Below are 24651 nucleotides of genomic sequence, written 5' to 3'. Positions count from 1 at the left end.
CGTGACCACGCCGGGCCAGATCGGCCTCGGATGCTACGTGTACGGAATCGTCGCGGCGGACGTCGTCGTACCGGCGGATCTGCGGGGTGTCGGCGACCAGGTCGTCGGCGTCGCGCCGTACGGCGACGTGGCGGCCGTGATCAGCCCGATGGACAGCGACGGCACGCTCGCCGGCCGCTCGGATCTGCTGGCCCACGGCCGCGTCCTCGACACACTGGCAGGGCTGGGACCTGTGGTTCCGGTGCGCTTCGGGTCGGTGCTGCAGGACCAGGACGCCGTCACCAGCGAACTGCTGGAACCCGAGCACGACCGCTTCCGGGCGATGCTCCAGGAGCTCACCGGCCGCGTGCAGTTCACCGTCCGGGCCCGGTACGAGGAGCAGCAGGTGCTCGGTGAGGTCGTGGCCGAGAACCCGGAGATCGCGCGGCTCCGGGAGCTGACGCGCGACCGCGAGGACGAGTCGACGTACGGCGCCCGGGTCCGGCTCGGCGAGCTGGTGGCCAGGGCGCTGGAAGTGAAGAGCGCCGACGACGGGCGAGCCCTGCTCACCGAGCTCGACCGGCACGTGGCCGCCCTGAACATCCGGGAGAGCGCCGGGATCGACCGGCTGCTCGACGTCGCCGTGCTGGTCGAGGACAGCCGGCGCGCGGAGTTCGAGCGGGCCGTCGAGGACCTGGCCGAGAGGTTCGCCGGCCGGGCACGGCTGAAGCTGATCGGCCCGACGGCGCCGTACGACTTCGTGGATGCGGAGCAGTGATGGGCCTGATGACGAACCTGCTGACCCTGCCGCTCGCACCGGTTCGGGCCACGATCGCGCTGGCCGAGCAGATTCGCCGCCAGGCCGAGGCCGAGTACTACGACCCGGCCCGGATCCGGCTGCAGCTGGAGCAGATCGACGTACTGCGGGAGAGCGGGCAGCTCGACCCGGAGCAGGCCGCGATCTGGGAGGACGAACTGGTGAGCCGGCTCTACGCACGACGCGAGGAGACCTGATCATCGATGGCAACCACGCGCAAGACGACCCAGACCCGGGCCAAACCACAGCCCAAACCACAGCCCAAACCACGGTCCGAGCCAGAGGCCAAACCACGCCCGGAGCCAGAGGCCGAGCCCAAGCCCAGGCCGCAGTCCTTGCGGACGGTCGCGGTCTCGGCCGCGCGGGAGCTCGCGGAACTGATCGGCCACACCCCCGAGTCGATCGTCGCGGTCGAGAAGCGGGACGAGGGCTGGCTGGTCCAGGTCCAGGTGGTCGAGGCGCGCCGGATCCCGGCGACGACGGACATCCTCGCGGTGTACGAGGTCGAGGTCGGCGAGGACGGTGCGGTCACCGGCTACCGGCGCGCGGACCGCTACGTCCGCGGACGGATCCAGGAGTAGGGCGATGAGCGAACCGACGATCTCCTCCCGCCGCCCGGGGATGGACCGGTACGGGTTCAGCTCGCCGGCGCCGCGTCCGGAGGGCCTGGCCGACATCCTCGAGCGGGTGCTCGACAAGGGCATCATCATCGCCGGCGACATCCGGGTGAACCTGCTCGACATCGAGCTGCTGACCGTGAAGATCCGGCTGCTGGTGGTCTCGGTGGACAAGGCGATGGAAATGGGCATCGACTGGTGGAAACGCGATCCGATGCTGTCCGTCGACGCCCAGCAACTGGCCGACGAGAACCGCGAGCTCCGCGAGCGGCTGGAGGAGCTGGAGCGCGACCGTGAGTGAGACAGGAACGTACGTCTACGCCGTGGGCCGGACCATCGACGAGGAACTGCTCAACGGATTGGAAGGCGTCGGCGACGCGCCGGTCCGGGTGATCGGCCACCGGGAGCTGACCGCCGTGGTGAGCAGTGTGGACCTCGGCGAGTTCGGCGAGGCCGCCCTGCGCCGCAATCTCGAGAATCTCGCCTGGGTCGAGCAGACCGCCCGCCGGCACGACGAGATCGTCCGGCGGGTGGCGGCGATCACGACGGCGCTCGCGCCGTTCCGGCTCGTCACGATCTACCGGTCCGACGACGCGGCGCGCGACCGGCTGGAGGAGTTGTACGACGACCTCGTCCGCGCACTCGACCGCGTCGACCGGCGCAGCGAGTGGAGCGTGAAGGCTTTCTGCCGCGTGCAGCCGGGCGCGTCGGTGCCGTCCGCACCGGCCGGGTCCGGCATCGCCTACCTGGAACGGCGTCGCGCCGAGATCCGGGAACAGCGCGAGGCCGTGACCGAGCAGCAACTGCTGGCCGACCAGCTGTTCTGGGACCTCGTGCCCGCGGCCGCCGCGACCCGGCGGCTCTCGGCACAGGACCAGCGCCTCAGCGGGCGCCGGGAGACGATGGCGCTGAACGTCGCGTTCCTCGTCGACGACGACCGCAGCACGGACTTCTTCGAGTTGGTGGACGCGATCCGCACCCGGTACCCGTCGCTCGACGTCGAGGTGAACGGGCCCTGGCCGCCGTACTCCTTCGCGGTGCTGGACAAGTCATGACCGTCCAGTCGTACCCGGCGACAGCGGCCGAACCGAGCCTGGTCGACCTGCTCGACCGATTGCTCGGCAAGGGCGTCGTGATCACCGGCGACATCGTCGTGTCGCTGGCCGAGGTCGATCTGGTGCGGATCCAGCTCTCGGCCGTGATCGGCTCCGTCCGCGAGGAGATGGGGATGCATGACTGACCCGCTGCTGCCGCTGACCGACCGGATCGAGGCGAACGCCGACACCGTCGAACGCGAGCTGTTCAAGCTCGTGCTGACGATCGTCGAACTGGTCCGCCAGCTGATGGAACGGCAGGCGATCCGCCGGATGGACCAGGGCGACCTGAGCACGGCTCAGGTCGAGGAACTGGGGCTCGGCCTGATGCGGCTCGAGGAAGCCATGACCGCGCTGCGCGAGCAGTTCGGCCTGAGCGCGTCCGATCTCAACATCGATCTCGGCCCGCTCGGTTCACTCCTGCCGGAATAGGTCTGGATGTGGTGATGATGAAGGTACTTCGAGGACTCGGCGCGGCGCTGGTCTGGCTGCTCGCGACGGTGGTGATGATTCTCGCGGCGGTGCTGTGCGTGACGATCGTGCTGCTGCCGCTCGGCCTGCCCCTGATGGCGCTCGGGCTGCGCCTGTACGGGTACGGCGTACAACTGCTGGTGCCGTCGGCGCCTGAGGTGAAACGCGGCGTGCGGAAGCGTCTCGGCCTGCGGGCGCGCGGTGACCTGTCCGGCGATGCCGAACGCGTGGGCAAACGGGTGCGCAAGGGCGGCAAGAAGGCCGGCAAGAAGCTGAAGAAGATGACCGGCCGCCTGGCCGGTGCGGTCGGAGGCTGACGATGAAGCTCGTCATGAGACTGGTCGTGAACGCGGTGGCGCTGGCCGTCGCCGCCTGGATGCTGAACGGCATCGTGCTGAGCGGCTCGAGCACCGCCGCCAAGATCGTCACGCTGATCGTGGTGGCCGCGATCTTCGGACTGGTGAACGCGCTGATCAAGCCGCTGGCGACGATCCTGTCGCTGCCGTTCATCGTGCTCACCCTCGGCCTGCTGATCTTCGTCATCAACGCGTTGATGCTGCTGATCACGTCCTGGATCAGCGACGGCCTCGACATCCCGTTCGAGGTGAACGGCTTCGGCACGGCGCTGATCGGCGCGCTGATCATCACGGTGGTCAGCTGGCTGATGAACGTCGTCCTCCCGGACAAGCTCGAGACGGACTGAGCGGAAGGAAACAGGACAATGGATCTGACCCAATCATGGAACGACGCGGTGGGCGCGGTGATCACCTTCCTGCCGAAGTTCGTGCTGTTCCTCGTCATCCTGTTCATCGGATGGCTGATCGCGGCGGCGCTGCGCAAACTCGTCGACGTCGTACTGTCCCGCGTGGGGTTCGACCGCGCCGTCGAGCGCGGCGGTGTCGGACGCGCCCTCGCACAGTCCAAGTACGACGCCAGCGGATTGATCGCCGCGCTCGTCTACTACGCGGTGCTGCTGATCGCCTTGCAGTTCGCGTTCGGCGTCTTCGGCCCGAACCCGGTCAGTGACCTGCTGGCGGCGATCGTCGGCTGGCTGCCGAGAGCGGTGGTGGCGATCGTGATCGTCGTGGTCGCCGCGGCGATCGCCAACGCCTTGCGCGACCTGGTCGGGAGCGCACTGTCGGCGTTGAGTTACGGACAGCTGATCGCGAGGATCGTGCAGATCTTCGTGATCGCGCTCGGCGTGATCGCGGCGCTGAACCAGATCGGTGTCGCCACCGCGGTGACCACTCCGGTCCTGGTCGCGGTCCTCGCGACGGTCGGCGGCGTCATCGTCGTCGGGATGGGCGGCGGGATGATCCGGCCGATGCAGCGGCGCTGGGACCGGTGGCTCGACCGGGCCGAGGAGGACCTTCCGAACGCCCGGGCGCGCGAGCATACGTACCCGCGCGGCCGCGACGACGCGGAACGCACCCAGTGGCACACGGAGCCGGGGGAGTCGTCGACGGTCGGCCTGCCTGGCGAGCCGCTGGGCGGAGCTCGCAGGTCCACGCCGCCGCCTCCGCCGCGGAGCGACGGCATCGTCTGACGCGGGGCGGTACGCCGTACAGCTCGAAAAGAAGGAGAGATCATGCCCAAGAAGTCACTGGGCGACAAGCTCGAACGACAGGTCGAGAACGTCAAGACCGGTTTGAAGGACGTCGCCCAGAAGCTCACCGAACCGGACCCGGAACCGCGCATCGGCCTCACGCCCAGCCGGCCCGGCAACGCACGGCCGACAGGTCGCGCGCCGTCGAAAGAGGAGCTGTACGCCGACGCGAAGCGCCTGGGCGTCAAGGGCCGCTCGAAGATGACGAAGGAGCAACTGGCCCAGGCCGTACGCCGTTCCTCCTGACTCCGAACGGAGACTGACCTGCGCTCTGAGGGGCGGCGCGGGTCAGTCTCGCACGGGTGCCGCGCGGCACTGATGGGCGGCGAGAACCCTTCTGCGGTGGGCGGACGGAGGGCAGAAGAAGACTGCGACGCCGGCAAGGGCAGCTGCGGCGAGCAAGGTCGTGGTGTACCCGACCGGTTGAATGGCCAGTCCGGCGGCGGCCGGTCCGCTGATGGTGCCGAGGGTCAGGGCGGTGTTGACGGCGGCGAGACCGGCCGAGGGCCGGGACGCGAAGACCTGGGCACTCCAGATGCCTTGGCTCGCGACGACCGCGCCGTACGACGCTCCGAACATCACGGCCGCGGCGAGCACGGCGGCGAACTGACTGGTGCCGAGGGCGACGAGTGTCAACGCGATCGCGAGCACTGCGCAGGCACTGAGATAGCAGTTGCGAAGACCGATGCGATGGACGGCCGAACCGCTCCACGAGGCGATGATCGACGCCGCTCCGCACAAGGCGTAGGCGAAGCGGGCCTGGCCGGACGACAGCCCGGCCGATCGGAGCGCCTCGACGCTGAACGTCCACCAGACGGCACTTCCGGCGCCGACAAGCACCGATGACAGCAGCAACGGTCGCGACTTCGGGCACACGAACCAGGTCCAGCTCAGCTGCGGCGGTCGCGCTCGTCCTTCGTGCCGGATCCTCGCCGGTGCCAACGCCGTCGCGGCGATCCCGGCGGCGACCGCGAGGACGACGAACGCGAGCCAGGCGAACCTCCAGTTCTCCCCGAACCCGACCGCGACCGGCCCCGCGATCGCGACACCCCAGCCGGTGCCCGAGCTGATCGTCGACCACGCCTGCGCGCGCCGCGAGGCCGGTGCCTCCTGATCGACGATGTCGGCGTACGGCGGGAACGCCAGGCCGGCGGCCGCGCCGGCGATGATGACGCCGACTGCCGCACCAGTGGAGGTCTGTGCCACCGCGACGACCGTCATACCGGCGGCTGCGAGGACCGCCGCGAGCGCGATCGGCCACCGGGAGCCCAGCCGGACGGTCATCCAGATGACGGCGATGTTGGTGCTCAGGTACGACGCGTAGGCGCCCGACGCGATCAGGCCGGCGGTGTGGGAGGTGATCCCGAGGTCGGCCTGCATCTGCGGCAGCAGGAGTCCGTAGCCGTACCGCGCCAGGCCGAACGTGACCGCGATCATCGCGACGCCGGGCAGCACCAGGCGCAGGAAAGGGGTCCGCACCCGGGACCTGTGCCCGACGGGCTATGAGTCAATCACTTACCTGATGGAGCCTGCCTCGGCGTCGGTGATGAGTTCGAGGGCTACGTCGCGGAGTTTGCGGTTGGTCTGGCGGCTGAAGCGGACGAGGGTGTTGAAGGCGCGGTCGGAGGAGATCGAGTAGCGCTCCATCAGGAGGCCGACCGCCTGGCCTATCTGGTCGCGGGTTTCCAGGGCGGCCAGGAGGTTCTCCGTGCGTTGGGCGCCCGCGTAGGCCACCGCGGCGTGGACGGCGATCAGGCAGCCGATCTGCTCGGACTCCTCGGTGAAGGCGTGCGCGTTGCCGGCGTACAGATTGAGCGCCGAGAGGTTGTCGTCCTTGTAGTACAACGGGAAGGTCAGCACGCTGAGTGCGCCGAGTTCCGCGGCCCGGGGCGCGAGGCGCGGCCAGCGCGATTCCGTGCGCATGTCGTCGACCCGGACCAGCGGCTTGTGTTCGCGCAACGCGTCCAGGCACGGGCCTTCGCCGAGCTCCGACATCAGGGCGTCGACGCGCATCGGCAGGGTGCCGGATTCGGCCTTGTGGGACACGAGTTTGCCGACCACGATCGTGGTCGCCGAGCCGTCCTGCGCGCCCGGCACCAGCTCGACGGCGGCCTGCACCGCCTCCCGCAGCACAGCGTCCGGCGCCTCGGCGCGGTGCAGGTCACGGGCCAGTTCGCTGAGATCGCGGGCCAGTCCGTCCGGCCCTGAGGCCGGTGTGGATCTCGGCGCGGAGCTGGAATCGTTCATGGCATTTCCCTCGGACCATTTCTGAATAGCACCGACCGGCCGGGATCGTCCAGCAGCAGAAGAAACTTCCGGACGGGGCTTGCCGGGAACACGTTCGTCCGGTCATAGTGGTTCAGCCTCAGACAGCCCGGGCGCCGAATTTCTTTCGAGCATGCCGAGGGGTGTCATGCGCGATTCCGATCCCCGCACCGTTCGTGAACTGTTGCTCGCCCTGCACGAGGTCGAGGACGAGTTGCGAACTGCGCGCCGGCACGCCGACCGTGAGCAACTCAACGCCGTGATCGAGCGCAAACGCAGGATTCTCAGCACCTTGGCCTGCCGCCGCCGGCACCGGTCCGCCGTCGCGTGATCGCTGCCCCACAGTCCGATTGCGGGCCCGTCGAAGTTCAGGGGAGGGGGCGGGTCCGCAATCGCAGACCTCAGTCGGCCGCCACGGTCACGATGGTTCGGCCGCGGACGCCCGGCGCGAAGGCGGCCGGGGCGTCGGCCAGGTCGCGGACGGTGCTGACGAGGGGGACGATCCGGCCGTCGCGGAGGCGGTCGGCGAGCTGGGTCAACTGCCCGCGGTCCGGCTCGACGACGAAGAAGATCGCCCGGCCGCCGGACGGCTGCACCGTGGGCGGATCGGCGATCGTGACCAGGGTGCCGCCCGGGCGGATCAGCGCGGTGGAGCGGTCGCGGATCTCGCCGCCGATCACGTCGAGCACCACGTCGACGCCGCCGGCGTCCTCCAGCCGATCGCTGTCCAGGTCGAGGAACCTCTGGACGCCGAGATCGCGGGCAGCGTCCTGGTCGGAGGCCCGGCCGGTGCCGATCACGTGGGCTCCGGCCTCGCGAGCCAACTGGACGGCGATGGTCCCGACGGCGCCGCCGACGCCGTGGACCAGGACGGTCTGCCCGGCCTTCAGGTCGGCGTGGTCGAACAGCGCCTGCCACGCCGTCAGGCCGGAGATCGGCAGCGCGGCGGCCGCTACGTGGTCGACGCCGGCCGGCAGCGGCGCGAGGTTACGGGCCTCGACGGCCGTGTACTCGGCGAGCGAGCCGTTGCGGGTCCAGTCGGCCAGGCCGAAGACGGACTGGCCGACGGTGAGACCGGTGGTGCCGTAGCCGAGCTCGGCGACCACGCCTGACAGCTCGTGGCCGGGCACGGACGGCGCGCGGTCGTGACCGGCGCGGTCCGTCCACGTTCCCGGCCAGTCGAGCTCGCCACGGGTGAAGCCCGCCGCGTGGACTCGGACGATGACGTCGTTCTCGGACGCGTGGGGGTAGGGCAGATCGGCCAGCGCCAATCCGTCCACACCCGCCGCGCGGTCCCGGGCCGTGATGGCTCGCATGATGATCCTCGGGGGTAGTCGTCGGGCTTGCGTCGATTCCGACGCTACGCGCTCCCGGCCCACGACCGGACGGCCATTCGGCACCGGTGACGATGGGCCAATTCGGGTCCGGGTGGCCCACCGGAGCGGCAGTGGATTGGACCGGCGACGCGGGCCTGCCGCGCCGTACCGTCGAATCATGATCGGGATTCCTGACACGGCCGCCTCGTCGGCGGCCCTCGACGTGGCCGCGACCTACCTGTCCGCGACCATGCTCAGTCACTCACACCGCGTCTATCTCTGGGGAGCGACGTACGGTGACGAGCACGGCCTCCGGTACGACGCCGAGCTGCTGTTCGTCGCGGCGATGTTCCACGACATCAGCCTGGTGCCGGTGTTCGACAGCCACACCATGTCCTTCGAGGAGGCCGGCGGCCATGTCGCCCGGGTGTTCGCCGCCGGTGCGGGCTGGCCGGGCGAACGCCGCGAACGCCTCGGCGAGGTCATCGTCCGGCACATGTGGCCCGAGGTGGATCCGGCCGACGACGTCGAGGGCCACCTGCTGTCGCGGGCCGCGGCGGTCGACATCGTGGGCAGGGACCTCGACGACTTCACCCCGGCCTTCCGCGCCGAGATCCTGGACCGGTATCCCCGCTCGGGCCTCGCCACCGAGTTCCTTGCCTGCTTCCAGGCCCAGGCCGCCCGCAAGCCCGGCAGCTCCGCGGCCCGGGCCGTCGGGTCCGGCCTCACGACACGGATGGCAGCGAACCCGCTCGACCTGTGAGCCTTGCGGCGGCTATCGACTGTCGATAGATTTATATCGTTGGTCGGTCAAGGGGGTTGGAATGGGACGAGTTGCTGTGCTCGCGTTGCGGGCCGTGCTGGCGGTCGCGCTGCTGGGATCGCTGGTCGTGCAGGGCGTGATGGTGCCGCTGCTGTGGACGGACCTCGACGACGCGCCCGCCGCGGTGCGGGTCCCGGTGATCGTGATCGTGGTGCTGGCCATCGTGACGTTGCAGGTGACGGCGGTCTGCGTCTGGCGGCTGCTGACGATGGTCGGGCGTGGCACGGTGTTCTCCCGCGGCGCCTTCCGGTACGTCGACATCGTGATCGGCGCGATCGCCGCCGCGTCACTGCTCATCTTCGGTCTGGCGGTCACCCTGGCGCCGGGCGAGGCGGTCGCGCCGGGCGTCGTCGGCCTGGTCTGCGGGCTGTCGGTGGTCGTGGCCGGTGTCGCGCTGGTCGTCTACGTGCTGCGGATGCTGCTCGTCCAGGCCGTTGCCACCGACAACGAGGCGCAGCAGCTCCGGGCCGAGCTCGACGAGGTCATCTGATGCCGATCGTCGTCGACGTCGACGTGATGCTCGCGCGCCGCAAGATGGCCGTCGGTACGCTCGCGGAGCGCGTCGGCATCACCCCGGCGAACCTGGCCGTGCTGAAGAACGGCCGCGCGAAGGCCGTCCGGTTCAGCACGCTGGCCGCGCTGTGCGAGGTGCTCGACTGTCAGCCCGGTGACCTCCTGCGCTGGATCCCGGACGACCAGGATCCCGCCGCCACCTCGAGCTCGACGGCCGGCCGCGGGGCCTGAAGCGCGGGACAGGCTGCGTGGTCAGCCGCGGCGGGTCCACTGCTCGAGAACCACGAGTGTCTTGGTGCTGGCGATGGCCTCGGCGGAGCGCAACGAGCTGACGACGCGGCGCAGGTCCTCCACGCCCTCGACCTGGATGCGGACCAGGGCGTCCGGGTCGCCGGCCAGGGTGAGGACCTCCTTGACCTCGGGGACCTGGGCGACGAACTCCATGATCTGGGCGAGGTCGAGGTCGTCGGCGAAGTGCAGCTCGGTCATCGCCTCGATACCGCCGGCGATCCGGCCGTGGTTGATCTGCACGGTGTAGCGCTCGATGACGCCGAGTTTCTCCAGCCGGGTGATCCGGCGCTGGACCGGCGCGACGGTGAGGCCGACCGCGGTCGCGATCTCGCGCAGCGGACGGCGGGCGTTGTCGCGGAGCAGGTCGAGGATCGCGCGGTCGGTGTCGTCCAGGCTGGCTTGCTCGGGCACGCAACGAACTCTACTCCGGAGAGACCATTTGTTGCGCCGATGCCGGAGGCAGCGTGGCGGGGATTGCGGATCGTCGCCAAACTCGACGACAAGTCTTGTGACCCGGCCCACCCAGCCCGCACTCTCTGGGGAACTGCCGCGGACCCCTGGAGAGCCGATGACCGCCATCGCCCCTGCCGAGATCACTGCGGAGCGACTCGCCGCTGCGCCGCCGTACGACCTCGACGACCGGTTCCGTCCGTCCGGACCGCCGACGTTGCTGACCGGTGTCCAGGCGATCGCTCGGCTGCTGGTCGAGCACCGCGCGCTCGATCGGCGCCGCGGGATGCGGACGGCGTCGTTCGTGTCCGGCTACCAGGGCAGCCCGCTCGGCGGACTCGACCGGCTGCTCGCGGGGATGCGGGACGTGCTCGACGAGAACGACATCCGGTTCGTGCCCGGCCTGAACGAGGAGCTCGCCGCGACCTCGGTGTGGGGCAGCCAGATCGAATTGCCGCTCGGCACCGGTACGCACGACGGCGTCACCGGCTTCTGGTACGGCAAGGGGCCCGGCGTGGACCGAGCGACCGACGCGCTGCGGCACGCCAACATGTACGGCGTGAACCCGCGCGGTGGCGCCGTCCTGCTGGTCGGCGACGACCCCGCCTCGAAGTCCTCGACCGTACCGGCGGTCAGCGAGCGGTCGCTGGCCGCGCTGGGGATCCCGGTGCTGTTCCCGCGGAACGCGGCCGAGATCGTGACGCTCGGCCTGCACGCGATCGAGCTGTCGCGGGTGACGGGCTGCGTCGTCGCGCTCAAGATCGTCGCGGACGTCGCCGACGGCGCCTGGGCGGTCGACGCGGCCGCCGGCGACGTCCTCCCGGTGATGCCGGCGATCGAGTGGGACGGCAAGCCCTACACCTACCAGCAGCGCCCGATGGTCGTCCGGCCCGACGCGATCGTGCGCGCCGAAGCCGATCTGGTCGGGCCCCGCACCGAGCTGGTCCGCGCGTACGCGGTCGAGAACGGCCTCGACGTGGTCGACGTCGACCCGGTGCACGCGCGGGTGGGATTCGTCGCCTCGGGCAGCTGTTACGACTCGATGCGGCAGGCGATGAAGGACCTCGGCGTCACGGACGAGGCACTCGCGCGGGCCGGCGTCCGGGTGTTGCGGCTCGGGCTGATGAGCCCGGTCGCGCCCGGCACCGTGCGCTCGTTCGCCGAGGGGCTGGACCGGATCGTCGTGGTCGAGGACAAGACCGCGTTCGTCGAGACCCAGCTCCGGGAGATCCTCTACGGTACGCCGGACGCGCCGCAGATCGTCGGCAAGCGTGACACCGGCGGCCGGCCGCTGATTCCCGCCGACGGCGAGCTCACGTCGGGCCGGCTGCTCGCGCCGCTGCGGTCCCTGCTGCAGGACCTGGTCGCCATCACACCGCCCCCGGCGCCGCGGACCCCGCTCCCGTTGCTGTCGACGAGCCGCTCGGCGTACTTCTGCAGCGGCTGCCCGCACAACCGCTCCACCGCGCTCCCCGAGGGGTCGATGGGCGGTGGCGGGATCGGCTGCCACGCCATGGTCACGATCTCCGACCGGCAGGACAGCGCCGTCACCGGCGTCACCCAGATGGGCGGCGAGGGCGCCCAGTGGATCGGCCAGGCGTGGTTCACCGACGCCGGCCACATGTTCCAGAACGTCGGCGACGGCACCTTCTTCCACTCCGGGCAGCTCGCCGTCCAGGCCTGTATCGCGGCCGGGGTGAACATCACCTACAAGGTGCTCTACAACGACGTCGTCGCGATGACCGGTGCGCAGGACGCCGAGGGTGCGCTGACCGTGCCGCAGCTGACCCGCAAGCTGTCCGTCGAGGGTGTGCGCAAGATCGTCGTCTGCGCCGACGAGCCGGACCGGTACCGCCGTCGCGACCTGGCGCCCGGCACGCTGCTGTGGAGCCGCGACCGTCTCGACGAGGCGCAGAGGATGTTGCGCGAGGTGCCCGGTGTGACGGTGCTGATCTACGACCAGCACTGCGCCGCCGACGCGCGGCGTCAGCGCAAGCGTGGCAGCCTTCCCGCTCGTACGCAGCGCGTCGTGATCAACGAGGCGGTGTGCGAGGGCTGTGGCGACTGCGGCGTGAAGAGCAACTGCCTCTCGGTGCAGCCGGTCGAGACCGAGTACGGCCGCAAGACCCGCATCGAGCAGACGTCCTGCAACACCGACTACAGCTGCCTCGACGGCGACTGCCCGTCGTTCGTGGTCGTCGAGACGGCCTCCCGTCGTACCCGGAAGGTGACGCGGAAGAAGGCGTCGTTCCCGGCGCCGCCGCCGGTCGCGCCGAGCAGCGCCGAGGACCGCGTCACCGCCACCCAGAACGTCTTCCTGGCCGGCATCGGCGGCACCGGCATCGTCACGGTCAACCAGGTCCTCGCGACCGCCGCGCATCGTGCCGGGTACGCCGTCGAGTCGCTCGACCAGACCGGGCTGAGCCAGAAGGCGGGACCGGTCACCGGTCATCTGCGGTTCGCGGACGGGGAGCTCGAGCCGGCCAACCGGCTCACGCCCGGGTCGGCGGACTGCCTGCTCGGCTTCGACCTGCTGACGCTCGCCGAGGACCGGAACCTTGCCTACGGCAACCGTGCGGTGAGCCGGACGGTGGTTTCGACGAGTCGCACCGCGACCGGGGCGATGGTGTACGACCCGGCCGTCCAGCACCCGGACGAGGCCGGGCTGCTGGAGCGGGTGCGGACCGCGAGCGCGGAACTGTTCGACTTCGACGCGCTCGAGGCCGCGGACCGGATCTTCGGCAACACGATCGCGGCGAACTTCCTGCTGGTCGGTGCCGCGTACCAGACCGGCGCGCTCCGGCTGCCCGCCGCGGCGATCGAGGAAGCGATCAGCATCAACGGCACCGCGGTGGCCGCGAACATCGCCGCGTTCACCTGGGGCCGTGTGGCGGTCGCCGACCCGGCCGCGTTCAGCGCCGCTGGGACGAAGCCGGCCGCGGTGGCGAGTCCCGTCGTACCGGCGTCGGTTGCGGCGTCCGGTCTGCAGGGCGAGGTGTTGCGCCTGGTCTCCCGGCGCGCCGCTGATCTCGTCGCGTACCAGAACGTGGGGCTCGCGAACTCGTACGTCGACTTCGTCGCGCGGGTCGCGGCCGCCGAGCAGGCCGTCACCGCGGACACCCGGCTCAGCGAGGCGGTGGCCCGCAACCTGTTCAAGCTGACGGCGTACAAGGACGAGTACGAGGTCGCCCGCCTGCTCACGGACCCGGCGTTCCTCGACTCGACCGGCGAGTCCTTCCCGGGCGGCGCGGTCTCGTTCAAGCTGCACCCGCCGGTCCTGCGTGCGCTGGGCCGCAAGAAGAAGCTGACCTTCGGCCCGAAGTCACACGCCACCCTGCGCATCCTCGCGAAGCTGAAGCCGCTGCGCGGCACCCGCGCCGACCTCTTCGGCTACGCCCACCTCCGCACACTCGAGCGCACCCTGCGCGACCACTACCGCACCCTGATGACCGATGTGACAGCCACCCTGACCGCCGAGTCCTACGACCGCGCAGTCCAACTCGCCGACCTCCCGGACCTCATCCGCGGCTACGAATCCGTCAAACTCCGCAACATCACCCGCTACGCCACCGCCCTCCGCGCCCTCGACGTCGAACCACCCGCACTCTGCGAGTGAAAGGCAAGTGAAAGGACGGCTGTCTAGCGTCGTGGCCACCATTCGGCTCGACCAGGAGGACAGATGCGACGGCTTCTTGTGGGATGTGTTGGTGCTGGAACGATGGCGGTTGCGAGCGGTCTGATCACGGTGCCGGCCCAGGCTGCCGAGTCGGTCGCGCTGTACGGCTGCAGCTCGTGGGTCCCCGGTTCCTGGGCGAACTACGCGATGGCTACGTGTGATGGGGGGACAGGTACCTATCGTGCGGTGGCGTACTGCCACACGAGCACCGGAGCGGTGACCGTGCGGTTCGGCGCGTGGAAGCGGCCGGTCTCGGGGTCCTACGCGTACTGCGCGAGCTCGGAGCGAATCTTCGACGACGCCATTCAAACCTCTTCCTGACCTACCGCGCAGCTCTGGTCCGGCGTACCCGGGCCAGAGCTACTGCGGCCAGCAGGAGTCCCAGGGCGGTGATTGCTCCGATTGTCAGGCCCTGGCTCAGGCCGGGTGGGTGGTAGGTGCAGGACAGGTCGGAGGTGCCCGGGGGGAGTGGCACGGCGATGAGGCCTGCGCGGTTGTCGGGGGTGGCGTTGGGGGAGCAGTGCCAGCCTTTGGTTCGGATTGTGCTGATGACGAGCGTGGTCGCGGTGGTGCTCGGGGTGAGGTGGATGGTGATGGTGTGGCCGGTGGCCTTCACCTTGGGTGGGGTGGGTGGGGTCAGGGAGCGGACGGCGGACTTGAGTTTGGCCGGGTCGAGGCAGCCGATGGGGGTTGCGGGGAGGGTCGCGCGCGGGCCGGGGCGGATCGGTACGGCGGCGATGCCGCTCGCGCCTACCGTGCCGGCGCGGAGCATCGGTGCGCCGGCGTAGAGGCCCGGGGACTTCACTCGCGCGGACAGGTTGACGACCCAGCCGCGGCCGGGCACCAGAACCGTGCCGACGAGGTCGGGAGCCGCGAACCAGATCTCGGAGCCGGGCGCGCAGGACGCGAGCAACACGGTCGCCCGGCCCTTCTCGGTGCGCACGCTCGGCACGGTGTACACGTCCGCGCCGAGCGCCGACTCCTGCGCACCGAACGGACCGGGATCACTCGACGACCAGGCCGTAGCCGGTCGAACGGTGACCACCGGCGGTACGTCGGACCGCTCCAGCCGCGCCCCGGGATCGACCACGACGCGCGACCGGATCGCGAAGATCGCGTCGACCACCGGGTTCCGCGGATCGACCACGGCCCGGCCGTACGAGCTGTACCCGAACCCGAGGTCCAGCAATTGCTGCGAGACCCTGTCAGGCATCGTGCTCGAGTAGTACTGCGGCCCCTGCCCGCCGATCAGCATCGGATCGTTGACGGTCTGCTCCGCACCGGGTGCCGTGCGGTACGTCGGCCAGTCCGCCGCGGACGTCACCAGCGAGCGCAGCGCGGTGTGCTCGTCGCCCCACGGCGCCTTCGCGCTCAGGATCTTGCTCCGGCGCTCGTCGATCGCCGCCGACGACAGCGTGACCTCGACGAACACCGCGGCAACGAGCACCGCCACCGCGCCACGCCGTACCCAACGAGGCCATCGATTCAGCACCCACACCCCGAGCGCGACGACCACCATCACGGGTACTACGAGATGCGTCACCCGCGTCGAACTGCGGATGTCCCGCGACACGAAGTACAGCAGCAGCACAGCACCGATCGGCGCAGCGACCGTCAGCACGGACCGGATCCCGGCGGACAGGGAGATCCAGCCGACGACGACCAGCAACCCGGCCACGACGAACGCCTGCCGGTACGGGCTCCCGTTCGGCGCGTCGAAACCGTGCCAGATCTCGTGCGTGATCCGGAACTGCAGGCTGAGCATCGCGAGCACGACCGTCGCGGTCCACACGATCCGTTCGCGGGCCGGGACCAACCGGTTGAACGGGAGACTCACCGCCAGCAGCAGCATGACCGTGCCGACAGCGAGCCCCGGCGTCGTGCCGACCCCCTCACTGCCGGGCAGCAACCGGGCCAGGAAGTTGAGCGGAAGCACCGGCTGGAACACGACATCCGGGCTGGGCCGCGCGGCCCGCACGGCCTCGAACGTCGGCAGCAGCAACGGAGCCGCCAGCCCGGTTCCGAGGCTGACGGCAACGATGCACCGCACGCCACCGGTCAGCCGATGCCGCCACGACACGGTCGCGTCGTACGCCAGCAGACGCGCCACCACGACGAGCGCCGCGCCGATCAACGCCATGTAGACGGTATAGAAGTGCGACGTCCACAGCAGCGCGACCACGACAGGCGTCACCATCATCGACACCGCCGATCGCCGCCGCAGGATCCACTCGCACAACAAGCACAGCACCGGGAACGCGACGAGCCCGTTCAGCCAGACGCTCATGTACGCCGCGTCGTCGATCGCCCACCCGCACGCGCCGTACGACACCCCCGCGATCACCGCCACCCAGGCCGGGCCCGGACGCAGATACCGCAGGTACGCCGTCATCGCGCCGGCCGCGAGCCCGATCGCCAGGACGTCGACCAGGAACAACACCAGGTCGACCCGGTCCCGCGGGAACAGCACGGTGATCCACGACAGCGTGGAACCGACGTACGCCATGAAGTCGCCGAGGAACGGCACCCCGAATCCGCTCGACCAGTTGAAGAACAGATCACCGCCGTGGCCGGTCAGCACGTCGCGGTAGTGCGCGTACATCGGCACGATCTGCTGACCGAGGTCGTTGGTGCTCCGCGGACGATCGCCGAACGGATAGGTGTGGCGCAGGATCCCGCTCGCCACGAAGGTCAGACCGGCGAGGACGGCCGCGACCGGCGCCGGCCAGTGCCGCCTCACGAGTCGGTCCCGGCCGGCGCCGGAGCCTGCGAAGGCGCCGGATGTCTCAGATAGCTGAGCCGTGCGGCCTCCTGCCGGCTCCGGCAGACCGCGTCGAGCAGATAGCCGAGCACGAGCACGAGGATCGCCGCCAGGCCGACGGACGACGCCAGGATCGCGGTCGGGAAACGCGGCACCAGCCCGGTCCGGAGGAAGTCGAGGACGACGGGAGCGCCGAGCACCAACGCCGCCGTACCGAGGATCGCCGCGAGGATGCCGTGGAACAACGCCGGCCGTTCCAGTCGCGCGAGTTGCAGGATCCAGCGCAGGATCCGCAGCCCGTCACGATACGTCCGCAGTTTGCTCTCGCCGCCGGGCGGCCGTTCCTTGTAGCCGACCTCGACCTCGGCGACCGGGACCCGCAGGTGCAGTGTGTGAATCGTGAGCTCCGTTTCGATCTCGAACTCCTGGGCCAGCGCGGGGAACGACTTCACGTACCGCCGCGAGAAGGCCCGGTAGCCGCTGAGCATGTCGGTGATGTCGCGGCCGAACAACGCGCCGACGGCCCCGGTCAGCATCCGGTTCCCGAGCGTGTGGCCCGGCCGGTACGCCGCGGCGTCCGCGTGCCGCCGGACGCCGACGACGTGGTCGTACGGTCCGGCGAGCAGGACGTCCACCAGTTCGGCCGCACGGGCGGCCTCGTAGGTGTCGTCGCCGTCGATCAGCAGATAGACCTCGGCCTCGATGTCGGCGAACGCGCGGCGGATCACGTTGCCCTTGCCGCGGCGCGCGACGTGCCGGACGGTCGCCCCCGCGGCAACGGCGATCGCGGCCGTGTCGTCGGTCGAGTTGTTGTCGTACACGTAGATGTGCGCCGTAGGCAACGAGTCGCGGACCTCCGTGACCACCTTCCGCACCGCGGCCGCCTCGTTGTAGCAGGGCACGATCACCGCGACCGCGTCCATGTTCCTCCTTCCGCGTTGCGCCGGAGCAGGACCAGGTCGCCGTCCCGGACGACCAGATCGTCCGGGTGCGGCGCCAGGTGCGGATCGTCGTACGGCGCCAGCGTCCACTCGGTCGGACGTTTCGCCTTGAGCAGGTACACGTCGGTCCGGGACGACAAGTGCGGCGCGATCGAGTCCGTCGTACTCACCGTGGCCCCGTCCGGGATCCTGGCGATCAGCCGGTCGGCAGCGGCGGTGAACTCCGAGCGATGCCCGGGGCCGTTCGCGGCCGAGGACTGCAGGAACAGCGTCACGCAGGTCACCGTCAGCGCGGCGGCCACGGCAGGCAGAACGCCGCGCAGCCGCGGCTTGAAAAGCACCAGGCCGTGGATCAGCGCGCAGAAGAGGATCGGCATGAGTACGGCGTCATAGTGAAAAGTCGGGATCCAATAGAGGATGTACGTGCTCATCAGGCGCCACCCCAAGGTCGGCAGAAGCAACAGCACCAGGGGCGATCGGAGCGCGATGAACAGCGTCGGCAGCAGAAGCAGCAGCACCAAATGAAGTTTCCCCGACGAGAGGAAGTCGCCGGAGAGCGCGGCCTCCGGCGCGCGCAGCCCACCCGCTCCCAGATACCTGTAGTTGCCGTAGGCACTGAACGCCGGGATGATCACGAACACGCTGAGCAGCGACGCCGCGGTGCCCCCGGCGGCGGTGAGCAGCCCGAGCCGGCGGGTGCCGGGGCGCAGGGCGATCAGGAGGCCGAGCACGGCCAGCGTCAGGCCGAGGTCCTCCTTGACCAGGACGAGAGGAGCAGCGATCGCGACGGCGCGTCCCGGCCGGCCGTGGAGCAGTTCGGTCACCGCGAACGCGACCAGCGGTACGGCGAACGCGATCTCGTGGAAGTCGAAGGTGATCGCGTTCAGCAGACCCCACGACAGGCCGTAGCACGCTCCGACGACCAGTCCGATCCTGCTGCCGAGCGCCGTACACGCGAGTCGGGTGATGGGAAAGACCGAAGCCGCGAACAGCAGCGCCTGCGCGACCAGCAGCGTCTCGGCTGTCGGGAAGAGCCGGTAGAACGGGGCGAGTACGACCAGGATCGGATGGAAATGGTCGCCGAGCAGGATCAGTTGCGGGTCCCGGATCGTCGACACCGGCAGCCGGCCGTGCGCGTAGCTCCGCACGGCCTGGTCGAAGATGCCGAGGTCGAAACCACCCGAGCGGTACGACCAGTGCCGCTGCACCGCGAACCAGGTGTAGGCGGCCGCGAACCCGGCGGCCAGAGCAGCGGACGGCCGGGCGCCGGCGCGACGTTCCGCGACGGCTGCCAGCGAACGCGCGAACCGGCGCGCGGGCCGGCGATGGGCGAGGAGCATGCGGGGGAGTATGGGTTCGGCGTCCCGAAGGGGGCCTGAAGCAACCTGAAGACTTCTTCAGGATGCGGCGCCGGGTATGTGATCCTTGGACGGTGCGGCTACTGGTGGTTGAGGACGAGCGCCGGCTCGCCGCGGCGCTGCAGTGGGGACTGGAGTCGCACGGCTTCACCGTCGACGTCGTGCACAGCGGTCCCGAGGCGCTCTGGGCGGCGGAGGAGAACGTGTACGCCGCGATCATCCTCGACGTCATGCTGCCCGGCCTGAACGGCTACCGCGTCTGCGAGAGCCTGCGCCGCGGCGGCGACGCGACACCGATCATGATGCTGACCGCGAAGGACGGCGAGTACGACCAGGCCGAAGGGCTGGACACCGGCGCCGACGACTACCTGACCAAGCCGTTCTCGTACGTTGTCCTGGTGGCCCGGCTGCGCGCACTCCTGCGGCGCAGCGGCGCGGTCCGGGTCGAACTGGAGGTCGGCGACCTGGTCATCGATCCGGCCGCCAGGACCTGCCGGCGGGGTGCGGAGGCGATCGACCTGACGGCGCGGGAGTTCGCGATCCTCGAGTGTCTGGCGCGGCGGCGCGACGTGGTGGTCACCAAGCGGGAGATCCTCGAACAGGTCTGGGACGCCCACTACGACGGTGACGTGAATGTGGTCGAGGTCCATGTCAGTGCCCTGCGGCGCAAGATCGACCAGCCGTTCGGCCGGAACACCCTGCAGACCGTGCGCGGCATGGGTTACCGGCTCACCGGCAGTACCCATGCGTGAGCTCCGCCTGTCGACCGCCGTCCGTGCCGCCTTGGTCGCTGGACTGGTCGCCGCGGTGCTGGCCATCGGCTTCGCGTTCTGGATCCATCACCAGATCTACACCTCGCGCTACCACGACCTCCGGGATCAGGCGGACACCGACCGGCAGCAGCTGATCGCGAACATGTACGGCTACCGAACCCTCCAACCGGTCGCCGGAAGCCTCGCCGCGCCGCACACCAACGCGGTGTTCGAGGTTGTCGACGACGCCGGCAAGGTCGTGGACTCGAGCTTCGTCATCCGTGCGCTCGGAGCGGATCCGGTCGCGCTCGGACCGGATCCTGTCGCGCCCGGCCCGGACCGCCACAACCTGAAGGACAGCAGGTTCGTGACCGTTCGCGGTCTCGCCCCCGACTCGCACTGCGCCCTCGCGCCGCAGGGCGACTGTGCCGTCGCCGCCAGGATGGCCGGGCGGCGCCTGTGGGTGGACCGGGAGGTCGTCCCGGCCCGCGCTGTCCTGCTGAAAGGCGATCCGAACAGGGTCGTGGTGGTGTCGGTCTTCGTGCTGCCGTTCGAGGCCGAGGACGCGGCGGCCGAGGTGGACCGGGTGCTCGAGCGAACGCTGCCGCTGGCGGTCCTGCTGATCATGGTCGGCACGTACGTCGGCACGCGGCTGGCGCTCCGGCCGGTCGACCGGATGCGGGCGCGGGCCGCGGCGATCAGTCAGCGGAACCTGCACGAGCGCCTGCCGATTCCCGCGACCGGGGACGCGGTCGCACGGCTGGCGACCACGCTGAACGACACGCTCGCGCGGCTGGAGGCGGCCGCCGAGCAGCAGCGCGGCTTCGTCGCCGACGCCGCCCACGAACTCCGCAGCCCGATCGCCACGCTGCGGACCACCCTGGAGGTGGCAGGCGAGCATCCCGACCGGGCGGACTGGCCGCAGGTGAACAGCACCGCCGTCGAGGAGATCCACCGGCTCCAGCAACTCGCCGACGACCTGCTCCTGATGGCCCGGCTCGACGCCGACGCGTCAAGCACCCTGCAGCCGGTCGACCTGGCCGAACTGGCTCGCCGCCAGGTCGCACGGCGAATCGACGAGGGGCCTGGGCTGCACTTCGAGTCGGCCCAGTCAGCGATGGTGAACGGCGACCCCAGGCAGCTGGAGAGGCTGCTCCGCAACCTGCTCGACAACGCCGTACGGCACGCCCGGACCAGCGTCACCGTGCGGATCGAGCAGGGGCCCGAGCACGTCGTACTGCACGTCGACGACGACGGCCCCGGTATCCCGCCGGCCGACCGCGAACGGGTGTTCGAGCGGTTCACCCGCCTGGACGAGGCCCGCACCCGAGATGCCGGCGGAGCCGGGCTCGGCCTGGCCATCGCCCGGGAGATCGCGCACCGGCATCACAGCACCCTCACCGCCGCCGAGCCACCCACCGGCGGCGCGCGGCTCACGGTGACGATGCGCACGGCCGCCGGCTGAATTGGTCCGTGATTCCACCGGCCGATTGGGCGTGGATTCCGACCGGCTCGCGCCTAGATTGGCGGTGCGCAACGACCAACAGGGCAAAGGACTGGATCGATTCATGGAGTACCGCAATCTCGGGAAGACAGGACTGAAGGTCAGCGAGGTCTGTCTCGGCGCGATGCACTTCGGCGGACCGACCGACGAGCAGACCAGCGTCCGGATCCTCGACGAGTTCGCCGACGCCGGCGGCACCTTCATCGACACGGCCGACGTGTACAACGCGGGGGAGTCCGAGGCGGTCCTCGGCCGCTGGCTCAAGGGCCGCGACCGCGACGCCTTCGTGATCGCGACCAAGGTGTACGGCGCGATGGGCGACGGTCCGAACGACGACGGGCTGAGCCGCAAGCACATCCTGTCCGCCGTGGAAGCGAGCCTGCGGCGCCTCGGCACCGACTACATCGACCTGTACTACACGCATGTCTGGGACACCGCGACGCCGCTCGAGGAGACGCTGGCGACGCTCGACACTCTCGTCACGTCGGGCAAGGTCCGGTACCTCGGGGCGAGCAACGTCACCGGCTGGCAGCTGCAGAAGGCGATCGACCTCGCGGGGCCGAACCGGTACAGCGCGTTGCAGCCGCTCTACAACCTGCTCGACCGTGAGGCCGAGTGGGAGCTCCTGGCGATCTGCCGCAACGAGGGTCTCGGCGTCATGCCGTGGAGCCCGCTGCGTGCGGGATGGCTGGCGGGCCGGTTCCACCGCGGGATGGAGGCGCCGCCGGCGGACAGCAGGGTGGCGGCCGCGGCGGACCGTGGCCTGCTGGAGGCATGGGACTACTACAACAACGAGCGGACCTGGAACGTCCTCGACGCGCTGCACGACATCGCGGCCACGACCGGACGGAGCGTGGCGCAGGTGGCGCTGCGGTGGCTGATCCAGACCGAGCCTGTCACCGCTCCGATCATCGGACCGCGCACGCTCGAGCACTACGTCGACAACATCGGTGCCGTCGGCTGGTCGCTGAGCGAAGACCAGCTCGACCGTCTGACGGCGGTCAGCGAGAAGCCGCCGGTCTATCCGTACGACCTGCTCCGCAACTTCCAGCGCTGACCCCGGGCCGGTACGGCGACGCGCCGTACCGGCCTTCCGGCGTCGTGACTAGGATCTGTGGTCATGGCGAGGCAGTCCACGCGCACGGCCTGGACTGTCGTCCTGACGCTCGACGGTTCCGGGAAGCTGCACCGGCAGGTCGAGCGCGCGTTGCGTGAGGCCATCCGATCAGGACGGGTGTCGAGCGGGACGGTGCTGCCACCCAGCCGCGAACTGGCCGCGCAGCTGGGCTGCTCGCGCTGGGCCGTCACGCAGGCGTACGGACAGCTCGTGACCGAGGGCTACCTGGCCACCCGCGTCGGGTCCGGGACCTGGGTCAGCTGGTCGGGCCGGAGTCGCCGGCCGGTCCGGAGTACGACCGCGGCCCGCGTCTCGACGTACAGGTTCGACCTGGCGCCGGGCGCTCCCGACCTGCGGGCGTTCCCGCGCACACGGTGGGCCGAGGCGGCGCGCGCGGCCGCGGGGACGGTGCCGACCGCGAGCCTCGGCTATCCGGACGAACAGGGCTACCCGCCGTTGCGCGAGTTGATGTCCGACTACCTCCAGCGCAGTCGCGGCGCGATCGCGACCGCCGAGGACGTCGTGATCCGCAGCGGCGTGAGCGCGAGCGTCCGCCAGCTCTGCACGGGCCTGCGCGAGCTCGGGATCGATCGCATCGCGGTCGAGGACCCGGGCTGGACGCGGCTGCGTGCGGTGATCGAGTCGACGGGCCTGCGGACCGAGCCGATACCGGTCGACCAGCACGGCCTCGACGTCGCGTGCCTCGCCCGGCGGGACGACGCACGGGCCGTGCTCGTCACCGCGGCCCATCAGTTCCCGACCGGCGTCGTGCTCGCACCGCAGCGCCGGCTGGAGCTGATCGAGTGGGCCCGGCGGAACGACGGCGTGATCCTCGAGGACGACTACGACGCCGAGTTCCGGTACGACCGCAGCCCGGTCGGCACGCTGCAGGGGATGGCGCCCGAGCACGTCGTCCTGCTCGGCTCGGTGAGCAAGACGCTGAGCCCGGCGATCGGGATCGGCTGGCTCGTGGCCCAGGGCCGGTGGCGGGAGCTGCTGGAACGATCGTCCGGCCACTGCCCGTCGACGCTGGACCAGGCGACGTTCGCGGAACTCATGGCCGCCGGCGCCTACGACCGGCATCTGCGGGCCATGCAGCGCCGGTACAAGCGCCGCCGGGACCAGGTCCTCGCGGCGGTACGACGGGAGCTGCCGACGTGGACGATCGGCGGGGCGGCGGCCGGGCTTCATCTCACGCTGACCCAACCGGCAAGCCTCGACACGGGCCGGCTCACGCTCGCGGCCCGGGACGCCGGGACCCGCGTCGTTGCGCTGGCCGACTACCGAGTCCACGCCGACGGCCGCGAAGCCGGCCTCGTGCTCGGCTACGGCAACCTCGCCGACAACGAGGTCGACCCGGCGATCCGCTCCCTCGCGACGGCCGCCGAGTCGCTCAGCGCAGGGTGAGCGAGGTCTCGCGCTCGAGGCGGGACAGCTTCTCCGGGTTGCGGACGTAGTAGATGCCGGCGATGCGCCGGTCCTCGATCCGCAGCGCGACGACACCGTCGAGCCGGCCGTCGAAGCTGAACAGCAGCGCCGGGTTCCCGTTGATCTGTGTCGGGCGGGTGGTGAGCGTCCCGCCGATTTTCTGCATGCTGCCGAGGAACATCCGGATCACCTTCTCGACACCGACGATCGGCTGCATCGCGTTCAGCTTGAGCCCGCCGCCGTCGCTGACCGCGACCACGTCGGGCGCGAGCAGCTGCATCAGCTCTTCGAGATCACTGGCCTCGACCGCGCGCTGGAAGGCCTTCACCACCGCCTCGCCCTCGCTCGGCGTGGCGGTCCGGTGCGGTCGGCGCGCGTCGACGTGCCGCCGCGCGCGATGGGCGATCTGCCGCACCGCCGCCGGTGTCTTGCCGATGGCGGCCGCGATCTCGTCGTACCCGAGCTCGAACGCCTCGCGCAGGACGAAGACGGCCCGCTCGGTCGGCGAGAGCGTCTCGAGGACCAGCATCATCGCCATCGACACGCTCTCGGCCAGCTCGAGATCGTCGGCCGCGTCCGGTGCGGTGAGCAACGGTTCCGGCAGCCACGGACCGACGTACGCCTCGCGGCGGCGTTGCAGGGTGCGCAGCCGGTTGAGCGCCTGGCGGGTGGTGATCCGGATCAGGTACGCGCGCGGATCCCGCACCTCGTCCAGGTCGACCTTCGCCCAGCGCAGCCAGGTCTCCTGGAGCACGTCCTCCGCATCGACGGCCGATCCGAGGATCTCGTACGCGACCGTGAACAGCAGGTTGCGCAGGGCAACGAAGGTCTCGGTCGCGGCGGCCTGGTCGTCGCTCATCCGGGCAGTTCTC

At 70.4% G+C, this 24651-nt stretch carries 28 protein-coding genes; 20 read left to right on the top strand and 8 right to left on the bottom strand.

Annotated elements, in window-relative coordinates; all coding sequences use genetic code 11:
* The first annotated feature begins 1 nt into the window (after nt 1).
* Genes ABZW60_RS17125 through ABZW60_RS17075 form a run of 11 tightly spaced genes read left to right on the top strand, consistent with a single transcriptional unit; the run spans nt 2 to nt 4830 of the window.
* Entirely contained in the window at nt 2-757 is a 756-nt protein-coding gene (locus tag ABZW60_RS17125; RefSeq protein WP_355477781.1) for a GvpL/GvpF family gas vesicle protein, read from the top strand.
* Between the two features lie 8 nt (nt 758-765).
* Nucleotides 766-993: a gas vesicle protein GvpG gene (locus tag ABZW60_RS17120; protein ID WP_355477779.1), complete on the top strand. Its 228-nt coding sequence runs from the start codon at nt 766-768 to the stop codon at nt 991-993.
* Nucleotides 994-999: 6 nt separating this feature from the next.
* A complete protein-coding gene (locus ABZW60_RS17115; RefSeq protein WP_355477777.1) occupies nt 1000-1377 on the top strand; it encodes a gas vesicle protein in 378 nt (125 codons plus the stop codon).
* Between the two features lie 4 nt (nt 1378-1381).
* Nucleotides 1382-1714 carry a gas vesicle protein GvpJ gene (gene gvpJ, locus ABZW60_RS17110; protein WP_355477776.1) on the top strand — a complete coding sequence of 111 codons (333 nt, stop codon included), beginning with the start codon at nt 1382-1384 and terminating at the stop codon, nt 1712-1714.
* Nucleotides 1707-2468, top strand: a complete 762-nt coding sequence (locus tag ABZW60_RS17105; protein ID WP_355477774.1) for a GvpL/GvpF family gas vesicle protein — start codon at nt 1707-1709, stop codon at nt 2466-2468. The genes gvpJ and ABZW60_RS17105 overlap by 8 nt, the downstream gene beginning before the upstream one ends.
* Nucleotides 2465-2653, top strand: coding sequence for a gas vesicle protein (locus tag ABZW60_RS17100; protein ID WP_355477773.1), 189 nt, complete (start codon nt 2465-2467; stop codon nt 2651-2653). Before ABZW60_RS17105 ends, ABZW60_RS17100 begins: the two co-directional genes overlap by 4 nt.
* On the top strand, nt 2646-2939 hold the full coding sequence (locus ABZW60_RS17095) for a gas vesicle protein K (protein ID WP_355477772.1): 294 nt from the start codon (nt 2646-2648) through the stop codon (nt 2937-2939). Before ABZW60_RS17100 ends, ABZW60_RS17095 begins: the two co-directional genes overlap by 8 nt.
* A gap of 17 nt (nt 2940-2956) precedes the next feature.
* Complete coding sequence (locus ABZW60_RS17090) at nt 2957-3295, top strand: hypothetical protein (RefSeq protein ID WP_355477770.1); 339 nt, start codon at nt 2957-2959, stop codon at nt 3293-3295.
* Between the two features lie 14 nt (nt 3296-3309).
* Entirely contained in the window at nt 3310-3681 is a 372-nt protein-coding gene (locus tag ABZW60_RS17085; protein ID WP_355477768.1) for a phage holin family protein, read from the top strand.
* A gap of 18 nt (nt 3682-3699) precedes the next feature.
* Complete coding sequence (locus ABZW60_RS17080) at nt 3700-4524, top strand: hypothetical protein (protein WP_355477766.1); 825 nt, start codon at nt 3700-3702, stop codon at nt 4522-4524.
* Between the two features lie 42 nt (nt 4525-4566).
* A complete protein-coding gene (locus ABZW60_RS17075; RefSeq protein ID WP_355477764.1) occupies nt 4567-4830 on the top strand; it encodes a hypothetical protein in 264 nt (87 codons plus the stop codon).
* Between the two features lie 42 nt (nt 4831-4872).
* Here the strand turns inward: ABZW60_RS17075 and ABZW60_RS17070 are convergent, their stop codons facing one another.
* Both ABZW60_RS17070 and ABZW60_RS17065 read right to left on the bottom strand, forming a co-directional pair.
* Nucleotides 4873-6063, bottom strand: a complete 1191-nt coding sequence (locus ABZW60_RS17070; protein ID WP_355477762.1) for an MFS transporter — start codon at nt 6061-6063, stop codon at nt 4873-4875.
* A 36-nt stretch (nt 6064-6099) separates the two neighbouring features.
* Entirely contained in the window at nt 6100-6831 is a 732-nt protein-coding gene (locus tag ABZW60_RS17065) for a GAF and ANTAR domain-containing protein (RefSeq protein ID WP_355477761.1), read from the bottom strand.
* Between the two features lie 166 nt (nt 6832-6997).
* Between ABZW60_RS17065 and ABZW60_RS17060 the strand changes: the two genes are divergently transcribed.
* Complete coding sequence (locus ABZW60_RS17060) at nt 6998-7180, top strand: hypothetical protein (RefSeq protein WP_355477759.1); 183 nt, start codon at nt 6998-7000, stop codon at nt 7178-7180.
* Nucleotides 7181-7250: 70 nt separating this feature from the next.
* Here the strand turns inward: ABZW60_RS17060 and ABZW60_RS17055 are convergent, their stop codons facing one another.
* Nucleotides 7251-8165, bottom strand: coding sequence for an NADP-dependent oxidoreductase (locus ABZW60_RS17055; protein ID WP_355477757.1), 915 nt, complete (start codon nt 8163-8165; stop codon nt 7251-7253).
* 178 nt (nt 8166-8343) lie between these two features.
* Between ABZW60_RS17055 and ABZW60_RS17050 the strand changes: the two genes are divergently transcribed.
* The 3 genes from ABZW60_RS17050 (at nt 8344) to ABZW60_RS17040 (ending at nt 9732) form a co-directional block, all read left to right on the top strand.
* Nucleotides 8344-8928: an HD domain-containing protein gene (locus tag ABZW60_RS17050; RefSeq protein ID WP_355477755.1), complete on the top strand. Its 585-nt coding sequence runs from the start codon at nt 8344-8346 to the stop codon at nt 8926-8928.
* 61 nt (nt 8929-8989) lie between these two features.
* Nucleotides 8990-9478, top strand: coding sequence for a DUF2975 domain-containing protein (locus ABZW60_RS17045; protein WP_355477753.1), 489 nt, complete (start codon nt 8990-8992; stop codon nt 9476-9478).
* Entirely contained in the window at nt 9478-9732 is a 255-nt protein-coding gene (locus ABZW60_RS17040; protein WP_355477751.1) for a helix-turn-helix transcriptional regulator, read from the top strand. The genes ABZW60_RS17045 and ABZW60_RS17040 overlap by 1 nt, the downstream gene beginning before the upstream one ends.
* A 21-nt stretch (nt 9733-9753) precedes the next feature.
* Here ABZW60_RS17040 and ABZW60_RS17035 read toward each other — a convergent pair whose 3' ends face one another.
* Complete coding sequence (locus tag ABZW60_RS17035; protein WP_355477749.1) at nt 9754-10203, bottom strand: Lrp/AsnC family transcriptional regulator; 450 nt, start codon at nt 10201-10203, stop codon at nt 9754-9756.
* Between the two features lie 157 nt (nt 10204-10360).
* Between ABZW60_RS17035 and ABZW60_RS17030 the strand changes: the two genes are divergently transcribed.
* Nucleotides 10361-13858 (top strand): indolepyruvate ferredoxin oxidoreductase family protein, encoded by a 3498-nt coding sequence (locus tag ABZW60_RS17030; protein WP_355477747.1) that lies wholly within the window; start codon nt 10361-10363, stop codon nt 13856-13858.
* 382 nt (nt 13859-14240) lie between these two features.
* Here the strand turns inward: ABZW60_RS17030 and ABZW60_RS17025 are convergent, their stop codons facing one another.
* The 3 genes from ABZW60_RS17025 to ABZW60_RS17015 are packed head-to-tail and all read right to left on the bottom strand — an operon-like array spanning nt 14241 to nt 18960.
* On the bottom strand, nt 14241-16658 hold the full coding sequence (locus tag ABZW60_RS17025) for a YfhO family protein (protein WP_355477745.1): 2418 nt from the start codon (nt 16656-16658) through the stop codon (nt 14241-14243).
* Complete coding sequence (locus tag ABZW60_RS17020; RefSeq protein ID WP_355477743.1) at nt 16655-17602, bottom strand: glycosyltransferase; 948 nt, start codon at nt 17600-17602, stop codon at nt 16655-16657. Before ABZW60_RS17020 ends, ABZW60_RS17025 begins: the two co-directional genes overlap by 4 nt.
* Nucleotides 17584-18960 (bottom strand): DUF2079 domain-containing protein, encoded by a 1377-nt coding sequence (locus ABZW60_RS17015; RefSeq protein ID WP_355477741.1) that lies wholly within the window; start codon nt 18958-18960, stop codon nt 17584-17586. Before ABZW60_RS17015 ends, ABZW60_RS17020 begins: the two co-directional genes overlap by 19 nt.
* Before the next feature lie 92 nt (nt 18961-19052).
* Here ABZW60_RS17015 and ABZW60_RS17010 point away from each other — a divergent pair, with 92 nt between their 5' ends.
* The 4 genes from ABZW60_RS17010 to ABZW60_RS16995 all read left to right on the top strand — a co-directional run bounded on the left by ABZW60_RS17010 (nt 19053) and on the right by ABZW60_RS16995 (nt 23758).
* Nucleotides 19053-19730, top strand: a complete 678-nt coding sequence (locus tag ABZW60_RS17010; protein WP_355477739.1) for a response regulator transcription factor — start codon at nt 19053-19055, stop codon at nt 19728-19730.
* Nucleotides 19723-21195 carry a HAMP domain-containing sensor histidine kinase gene (locus ABZW60_RS17005; protein ID WP_355477737.1) on the top strand — a complete coding sequence of 491 codons (1473 nt, stop codon included), beginning with the start codon at nt 19723-19725 and terminating at the stop codon, nt 21193-21195. Before ABZW60_RS17010 ends, ABZW60_RS17005 begins: the two co-directional genes overlap by 8 nt.
* Nucleotides 21196-21298: 103 nt before the next feature.
* Complete coding sequence (locus ABZW60_RS17000) at nt 21299-22291, top strand: aldo/keto reductase (protein ID WP_355477735.1); 993 nt, start codon at nt 21299-21301, stop codon at nt 22289-22291.
* A gap of 63 nt (nt 22292-22354) precedes the next feature.
* On the top strand, nt 22355-23758 hold the full coding sequence (locus tag ABZW60_RS16995) for a PLP-dependent aminotransferase family protein (RefSeq protein ID WP_355477733.1): 1404 nt from the start codon (nt 22355-22357) through the stop codon (nt 23756-23758).
* Here ABZW60_RS16995 and ABZW60_RS16990 read toward each other — a convergent pair.
* Nucleotides 23745-24638, bottom strand: a complete 894-nt coding sequence (locus ABZW60_RS16990) for an RNA polymerase sigma-70 factor (protein ID WP_355477731.1) — start codon at nt 24636-24638, stop codon at nt 23745-23747. The genes ABZW60_RS16995 and ABZW60_RS16990 overlap by 14 nt on opposite strands.
* Between the last annotated feature and the right edge of the window lie 13 nt (nt 24639-24651).

Origin of the sequence: Kribbella sp. NPDC003557 (genome assembly GCF_040610805.1) — a bacterium.
GTDB lineage: Bacteria > Actinomycetota > Actinomycetes > Propionibacteriales > Kribbellaceae > Kribbella.
The sequence above is the reverse complement of the archived record's forward strand: the minus strand, read 5'-3'. Positions and strand labels throughout refer to the sequence as shown.

What these genes read in the sequence shown, in the direction of transcription:
- ABZW60_RS17120 (WP_355477779.1), top strand. Translation starts at nt 766, where the DNA reads ATGACGAACCTGCTGACCCTGCCGCTCGCACCGGTTCGGGCCACGATC.
- ABZW60_RS17115 (WP_355477777.1), top strand. Translation starts at nt 1,000, where the DNA reads ATGGCAACCACGCGCAAGACGACCCAGACCCGGGCCAAACCACAGCCC.
- gvpJ (WP_355477776.1), top strand. Translation starts at nt 1,382, where the DNA reads ATGAGCGAACCGACGATCTCCTCCCGCCGCCCGGGGATGGACCGGTAC.
- ABZW60_RS17100 (WP_355477773.1), top strand. Translation starts at nt 2,465, where the DNA reads ATGACCGTCCAGTCGTACCCGGCGACAGCGGCCGAACCGAGCCTGGTC.
- ABZW60_RS17095 (WP_355477772.1), top strand. Translation starts at nt 2,646, where the DNA reads ATGACTGACCCGCTGCTGCCGCTGACCGACCGGATCGAGGCGAACGCC.
- ABZW60_RS17090 (WP_355477770.1), top strand. Translation starts at nt 2,957, where the DNA reads ATGAAGGTACTTCGAGGACTCGGCGCGGCGCTGGTCTGGCTGCTCGCG.
- ABZW60_RS17085 (WP_355477768.1), top strand. Translation starts at nt 3,310, where the DNA reads ATGAGACTGGTCGTGAACGCGGTGGCGCTGGCCGTCGCCGCCTGGATG.
- ABZW60_RS17080 (WP_355477766.1), top strand. Translation starts at nt 3,700, where the DNA reads ATGGATCTGACCCAATCATGGAACGACGCGGTGGGCGCGGTGATCACC.
- ABZW60_RS17075 (WP_355477764.1), top strand. Translation starts at nt 4,567, where the DNA reads ATGCCCAAGAAGTCACTGGGCGACAAGCTCGAACGACAGGTCGAGAAC.
- ABZW60_RS17065 (WP_355477761.1), bottom strand. Translation starts at nt 6,831, where the DNA reads ATGAACGATTCCAGCTCCGCGCCGAGATCCACACCGGCCTCAGGGCCG.
- ABZW60_RS17060 (WP_355477759.1), top strand. Translation starts at nt 6,998, where the DNA reads ATGCGCGATTCCGATCCCCGCACCGTTCGTGAACTGTTGCTCGCCCTG.
- ABZW60_RS17055 (WP_355477757.1), bottom strand. Translation starts at nt 8,165, where the DNA reads ATGCGAGCCATCACGGCCCGGGACCGCGCGGCGGGTGTGGACGGATTG.
- ABZW60_RS17050 (WP_355477755.1), top strand. Translation starts at nt 8,344, where the DNA reads ATGATCGGGATTCCTGACACGGCCGCCTCGTCGGCGGCCCTCGACGTG.
- ABZW60_RS17045 (WP_355477753.1), top strand. Translation starts at nt 8,990, where the DNA reads ATGGGACGAGTTGCTGTGCTCGCGTTGCGGGCCGTGCTGGCGGTCGCG.
- ABZW60_RS17040 (WP_355477751.1), top strand. Translation starts at nt 9,478, where the DNA reads ATGCCGATCGTCGTCGACGTCGACGTGATGCTCGCGCGCCGCAAGATG.
- ABZW60_RS17030 (WP_355477747.1), top strand. Translation starts at nt 10,361, where the DNA reads ATGACCGCCATCGCCCCTGCCGAGATCACTGCGGAGCGACTCGCCGCT.
- ABZW60_RS17020 (WP_355477743.1), bottom strand. Translation starts at nt 17,602, where the DNA reads ATGGACGCGGTCGCGGTGATCGTGCCCTGCTACAACGAGGCGGCCGCG.
- ABZW60_RS17015 (WP_355477741.1), bottom strand. Translation starts at nt 18,960, where the DNA reads ATGCTCCTCGCCCATCGCCGGCCCGCGCGCCGGTTCGCGCGTTCGCTG.
- ABZW60_RS17005 (WP_355477737.1), top strand. Translation starts at nt 19,723, where the DNA reads ATGCGTGAGCTCCGCCTGTCGACCGCCGTCCGTGCCGCCTTGGTCGCT.
- ABZW60_RS17000 (WP_355477735.1), top strand. Translation starts at nt 21,299, where the DNA reads ATGGAGTACCGCAATCTCGGGAAGACAGGACTGAAGGTCAGCGAGGTC.
- ABZW60_RS16995 (WP_355477733.1), top strand. Translation starts at nt 22,355, where the DNA reads ATGGCGAGGCAGTCCACGCGCACGGCCTGGACTGTCGTCCTGACGCTC.
- ABZW60_RS16990 (WP_355477731.1), bottom strand. Translation starts at nt 24,638, where the DNA reads ATGAGCGACGACCAGGCCGCCGCGACCGAGACCTTCGTTGCCCTGCGC.